5 protein-coding genes are annotated in these 6,207 nt (G+C 68.0%); 4 read left to right on the forward strand and 1 reads right to left on the reverse strand.

What is annotated here, in order from left to right; all coding sequences use genetic code 11:
* Positions 1-299 precede the first annotated feature (299 nt).
* The 4 genes from G6045_RS38495 to G6045_RS38510 all read left to right on the forward strand — a co-directional run bounded on the left by G6045_RS38495 (position 300) and on the right by G6045_RS38510 (position 5,120).
* The gene (locus tag G6045_RS38495; RefSeq protein ID WP_165336895.1) at positions 300-1,583 is read left to right on the forward strand and encodes an extracellular solute-binding protein; all 1,284 of its coding nucleotides are present in this window, start codon (positions 300-302) and stop codon (positions 1,581-1,583) included.
* A 237-nt stretch (positions 1,584-1,820) separates the two neighbouring features.
* Positions 1,821-2,807, forward strand: a complete 987-nt coding sequence (locus tag G6045_RS38500) for a carbohydrate ABC transporter permease (protein WP_165336896.1) — start codon at positions 1,821-1,823, stop codon at positions 2,805-2,807.
* Positions 2,804-3,634: a carbohydrate ABC transporter permease gene (locus G6045_RS38505; RefSeq protein ID WP_165336897.1), complete on the forward strand. Its 831-nt coding sequence runs from the start codon at positions 2,804-2,806 to the stop codon at positions 3,632-3,634. The genes G6045_RS38500 and G6045_RS38505 overlap by 4 nt, the downstream gene beginning before the upstream one ends.
* Positions 3,635-3,644: 10 nt before the next feature.
* Positions 3,645-5,120, forward strand: coding sequence for a glycoside hydrolase family 3 protein (locus tag G6045_RS38510; RefSeq protein ID WP_165336898.1), 1,476 nt, complete (start codon positions 3,645-3,647; stop codon positions 5,118-5,120).
* 159 nt (positions 5,121-5,279) lie between these two features.
* Here G6045_RS38510 and nagB read toward each other — a convergent pair whose 3' ends face one another.
* Positions 5,280-6,065: a glucosamine-6-phosphate deaminase gene (gene nagB, locus G6045_RS38515; RefSeq protein WP_165336899.1), complete on the reverse strand. Its 786-nt coding sequence runs from the start codon at positions 6,063-6,065 to the stop codon at positions 5,280-5,282.
* Positions 6,066-6,207 lie beyond the last annotated feature (142 nt).

Here is a 6,207-nt window from a genome sequence, read left to right on the forward strand (position 1 = left end):
CCTGGCCGCCGAGTGTGACGCTCTTGCGCGGCTCCTGTGCTGCTGCCGTCACCGGCTCCTCCGTTAATCGCGGCTCACATCGTGACACGGCCCTGTCCCGGCCTGTCGCTGTAGCTCAGGTGTCGGTCCGGTAACGGGATGTGGGACCCCTCTTATACACCCTTGACACCCCCAAAGGTCTAGGCCAAGCTCCCGGTACTGGTCTACACCATTAAAGACCAGGTCCCAGCCCCACGGGAGTACTTGGCGTATGTCACCGCAGTGGGCAGGGGGGTGGGCAGATCCCTGAGGAGGGTGACGTGAAGCGCAAGCTGATTGCGGCTGCGGGTGTCGCAGCGATGATGATGTCCATTGCCGCATGCGGGGACGACAGCGGCGACAAGGGCAGCGAAGGCAAGAAAGGCCCCGACAGCTTCAAGGGCCAGACCCTGACGTTCTGGGCGATGGACGGCTCCACGCCGGACGCCTGGGTCAAGGACCTCACGGCCGAGTTCGAGAAGAAGACCGGCGCCAAGCTGAAGGTCGAAGTCCAGCAGTGGAACGGCATCCAGCAGAAGCTGACCACGGCGCTCTCCGAGGAGAACCCGCCCGACGTCTTCGAGATCGGCAACACCCAGACCCCGGCGTACGCGCAGACCGGTGGCCTGGCCGACCTCGGTGACGTCAAGAGCGAGATCGGCGGCGAGTGGGCCGAGTCGCTCAACAAGTCCTCGGTCTTCGACGGCAAGCAATACGGCGCTCCCTGGTACTTCGCCAACCGCGTCGTCCTCTACAACAAGGCGGTCTTCAAGGAGGCCGGCGTCACCGAGGTCCCGAAGACCCGCGACGAGTTCTTCGCGGCCCTCGACAAGATCAAGGCCAAGGGCAAGGCCGAGCCGCTCTACCTGCCCGGCCAGAACTGGTACTTCTTCGACGGGCTCACCATCGGCAAGGGTGCCGAGCTCGTGAAGAAGGACGGCGACAAGTGGGTCTCCAACCTGGGCGACCCGAAGGTCGGCGAGGCCATGGAGCTCTACAAGAAGTACGCGGACTACTCCAAGGCCCCCAAGGACAAGGACGAGGCCACCCCGCAGCAGGGTGAGGTCTTCGCCAAGGGCAAGGTCGGCGCCTTCATCGGTATGGGCTGGGAAGCCGGCATCGCCATCAAGGCCAACCCGGCGATCGAGAAGGAGATCGGCTACTTCACCATCCCGGGTGAGACCGCCGACAAGCCGGAGAGCGTCTTCCTCGGCGGCTCGAACCTCGCGGTCGCCGAGGGCAGCGAGAAGCAGGAGCTCGCGAAGGAGTTCCTGAAGATCGCCCTCTCCGACAAGTTCGAGGGCCAGCTGGCCAAGCTCAACGGCGTCATCCCGAACAAGGAGTCGCTGCAGTCCAACCTGACGGGCAACCCGGCCGCCGAGGCCGCCGCCCCGGCCGCCGCCGTCGGTGGCACCACCCCGCTGATCGCGGAGTGGGCCGCGGTGGAGAACGCTCCGAACCCGATCAAGACCTACATGACCGCCTTCCTCAACGGTAAGTCGCATGAGGAAGCCGCCAAGTCGGTCGAGGAAGAGTTCAACAAGCGCCTCGCGCAGAAGCAGTAACGCCGGATCGCCGGACACGCGGTCTCCGCGGTGAGCGGTGAGCAGGTGTGCAGATGAGCAGTCATCGGCACCGTCACCGGCACCGCGGAGCTCCGCCGAGCAGTAACTCCGACGCCGCAGTGCAGCGGTAAGTCGCAGCCGGGGGCCGGCCGTTCGCCGGCCCGGCCCCCGGCACGCTGTGCGCGCACCCGCAGGACGCGCATGCTTTCGGTACGCCCCACGAAAGAGATGGCGAGCATGACCGTGCAGACCGACCGCCCGGGAACGGGCCCGGTAGAGGTCCATAAGTCGGACGGGGGAGGGGGGCCGCGCACTCAGCAGAGCAAGCGCGCCCGCAGCGCCAGACTCGCCCCGTACCTCCTGCTTCTCCCCGCCCTCGCAGCCACGCTGGTGCTGCTCGGCTGGCCGCTGGTCAAGAACGGCTTGCTGTCGTTCCAGAACCTCAATATGCGCCAGCTCATCCAGCACCTCACCGAGTGGAACGGCGTCGAGAACTACACCGAGATCCTCGGCAGCGACGACTTCTGGCGGGTCACCGGCCGCTCGATCGTGTTCACGGCGGTCAACGTCGTACTGATCATGATCGTCGGTACGCTCGTCGGGCTGCTGCTCGCGCGGCTCGGCAAGAAGATGCGGCTGCTGCTCCTGCTCGGCCTCGTGCTCGCCTGGGCCATGCCGACCATCGCGGCCACCACCGTCTTCCAGTGGCTCTTCGCCTCCCGGTACGGGGTGGTCAACTGGGTCCTCGCGAAGCTGGGCTTCGAGGGCATGGCGGACTACAACTGGTTCGGCAGCCAGATGTCCACCTTCACCGTCCTGGTGATCCTGCTCGTCTGGCAGTCCATCCCGTTCGTCGCGATCAACCTCTACGCCGCGACGACCACCATCCCCAAGGAGCTCTACGAGGCCGCGTCGCTCGACGGCGCCGGCGCCTGGAAGAGCTTCACGAACGTCACGTTCCCGACGCTGCGTCCGTTCCTGTTCGCGACGACGTTCCTCGAAGTCATCTGGATCTTCAAGGCGTTCGCCCAGGTCTTCGCCATCAATGAGGGCGGCCCCGACCGGATGACGGAGATCCTTCCCGTGTACGCCTTCATCGAGGGCGTCGGCAACCAGCACTACGGAGTGGGCGCCGCCATCTCGCTGCTCACGATCCTGGTCCTGCTGGGTCTGACCTCGTACTACCTGCGTCTGGTGCTCAAGCAAGAGGAGGACGAGCTGTGAAGCGCTCACTGTTCGGCCGCGCATGGCCCAATGTGGTCGCCTTCATCCTGTTCCTCGGGCTTGTGTTCCCCGTCTACTGGATGTTCGCGACGTCCTTCAAGCCGACGATCGACATCATCAGCGAGAACCCGGTCTGGTTCCCGGTCGACTTCACCTTCGAGCACTTCAACACGGCGCTCGGCGCACCCAACTTCTGGACCCTGGTGCGCAACTCGCTCACCGTCACCGTCGGCGCGGTGGTCTTCTCGCTGCTCATCGCGCTGGCCGGCTCGTTCGCCCTGGCGCGGATGCGGTTCAAGGGACGGCGCGGCTTCATCATCGGCTTCATGGTCGCGCAGATGGCGCCCTGGGAAGTCATGGTCATCGCGATCTACTTCCTCGTCCGCGATTCCGACATGCTCAACAGCCTGATCCCGCTCACCCTCTTCTACATGATGATGGTGCTGCCCTTCACGATCCTGACGCTGCGCGGCTTCGTCGCCGCCATCCCGAAGGAGCTTGAGGAGTCGGCGATGGTGGACGGCTGCTCGCGGATGCAGGCCTTCCGCAAGGTGATCTTCCCGTTGCTCGCGCCCGGTCTGATGGCCACCTCGCTGTTCGGCTTCATCACGGCCTGGAACGAGTTCCCGCTCGTCCTCGTCCTCAACAAGCAGGCCGAGGCGCAGACCCTGCCGATCTGGCTGCAGCGCTTCCAGACCAACTTCGGTGACGACTGGGGTGCCACGATGGCAGCGTCCTCACTGTTCGCGATTCCGATCCTGATCCTCTTCGTCTTCCTGCAGCGCCGGGCCGTCAGCGGTCTGACCTCAGGCGCCGTGAAGGGATGAACACCCGCACATGACGACACTCGCCCACGGCACGGACACGCTGACCCGTGACGCCCTTGCCGTTCTGCAGCCCGGCTTCGTCGGGACCAGCGCGCCGGACTGGCTGCTTCGCCGGATCGGTGAAGGTCTCCACTCGGTCGGCCTGTTCGGCCGCAACATCCATACGCCGGAGCAACTCGCCGCGCTCACCGCCCAGTTGAGGGCCGAACGCGACGGAGTCCTCGTCGCCATCGACGAGGAGGGCGGCGACGTCACCCGCCTCGAGGTGCGCAGCGGCTCGTCGTTCCCCGGCAACCATGCGCTCGGCGCGGTCGACGACGCCGATCTGACCCATGACGTCGCGGCCGAGCTCGGCCGCCGTCTCGCGGCCTGCGGCGTCAACCTCAACTGGGCGCCCTCGGCGGACGTCAACTCCAACGCCGACAACCCCGTCATCGGCGTCCGCTCCTTCGGCGCGGACCCGTCGTCGGTGGCCCGGCACACGGCCGCGTACGTCCGGGGCCTGCAGTCCTCCGGCGTCGCCGCCTGCACCAAGCACTTCCCGGGCCACGGCGACACGAGCGTCGACTCGCACCACGCGCTGCCGAGCATCGACGTGACGCTCGAGGTCCTGCGGGAACGCGAGTTGGCGCCGTTCCGTGCCGCGATCGCCGCCGGCACCAAGGCGGTGATGAGCGCACACATCCTGCTGCCGACGCTGGATTCGGAACGTCCCGCCACGCTCTCGCGCCGCATCCTCACCGGGCTGCTGCGCGAGGAGCTGGGCTTCGACGGGCTGATCGTCACGGACGGCATGGAGATGCAGGCCATCTCCGCGACGTACGGCATCGAACGCGGCAGCGTCCTCGCCATCGCCGCCGGCGCCGACGCGATCTGCGTGGGCGGCGGTCTCGCGGACGAGGACACGGTGGTGCGCCTGCGGGACGCGCTCATCGCGGCGGTCCGCAGCGGCGAACTCCCGGAGGAACGCCTCGCGGACGCGGCCGCCCGGGTCCGCGCGCTGGGGGAGTGGACGGCTTCTTCGGTACGGGAGGACCGCGCGCCGCAGACGGACATCGGCCTGGTCGCCGCCCGCCGGGCGCTCACGGTGACGGGCTCCGGTCCGCTGCTCGATGCTCCGGCCTATGTGGCGGCCTTCACGCCGATGGCCAACATCGCGGTCGGCGACGAGACGCCCTGGGGCGTGGCGGCCGAACTGGGCCGCCGGCTCCCGGGCACGGAGACCGGTTCGTACGGGGACGGGGTCTCGGCCGACGCGCTGCTCGCGGCCGCGGGCTCGCGCCGCATCGTGGCGGTGGTCCGCGACGAGCACCGGCACGCGTGGATGGCCTCCGCCCTTGACGCACTGATCGCCGCGCGGCCCGACACTGTTGTCGTCGAGATGGGCGTGCCGCAGTCCGAGCCCCGGGGTGCGCTGCACGTGGCGACGTACGGCGCGGCCCGGGTGTGCGGGGTCGCCGCGGCGGAAGTCCTCACGGGCGCCTGACCGCCCGCGCCACCCGACGGACCCTGGGGGGACGGGCCCGTCGGGTGGCGTCCGGGCAGGAGATCCCCTGCTCGGATGCCATCCGGGCAGGACACCCCTTACCCGTGCATACGAAGTGGGCCCCCTCCGGCGAGGAGGGGGCCCACTTCGTATGTCCCCTTAAATCCCCTGCCAGTCCGGCTTGTTGTCGAACGCGTGGCGGAAGTAGTCCGCCAGCTTCAGCTTGGAAGCGGCGGCCTCGTCGACCACGACCGTCGCATGCCGGTGCAGCTGCAGCGCGGAGGCGGGCACCAGCGAGGAGATCGGGCCCTCCACGGTCTGCGCCACGGCGTCGGCCTTGCCCTCACCGGTCGCGAGCAGCACCAGGTGGCGGGCGTCGAGGATGGTGCCGATGCCCTGCGTGATCACGTGGTGCGGGACCTGGTCGATGTCGTTGTCGAAGAACCGCGCATTGTCGATCCGGGTCTGCTCGATCAGCGTCTTGATCCGCGTACGCGAAGCGAGCGACGAGCAGGGCTCGTTGAACCCGATGTGCCCATCGGTCCCGATCCCGAGGATCTGCAGATCCACGCCACCGGCCGAGGCCAGCGCCTCGTCATACGCGTCACACGCGGCCTGCACGTCCTCGGCGCTGCCGTCGGGGCCCATGAACTGCGTCTCGGGCAGCCCGAGCGGCTCGACGACCTGGCGGAGCACGGTCGCGCGGTACGACTCGGGGTGTCCCGCGGGCAGCCCCACGTACTCGTCGAGCTGGCAGATCCGCGCCTTCGAGGCGTCCACCGCACCGGCGTTCACCTGCGCGACCAGCGCGTCGTAGATGGGCAGCGGGGTGGATCCGGTGGCCACGCCGAGCAGCGCGTCGGGCTTGCGGGCCAGCAGGTCCACGATGGCCCCCGCGATGAGCTCGCCGCCTGCCTTGGCGTCCTTGACGATGACAACTTCCACGCTGGGCCTGCCGATCTGGAGAGTGGGCGAAGGGAGGAGAGATGACGTTGTGGTATAGACCAATCTAACAGAGCTGACCCCGCCCCGCCCCCGGAACTGCTCCGCTCGTGCAAGCCGAATCCGGCGCGGGGGAGGGCGGGTG

The sequence above is a fragment of the Streptomyces mesophilus genome (assembly GCF_011044995.1).
Classification (GTDB): domain Bacteria; phylum Actinomycetota; class Actinomycetes; order Streptomycetales; family Streptomycetaceae; genus Streptomyces; species Streptomyces mesophilus.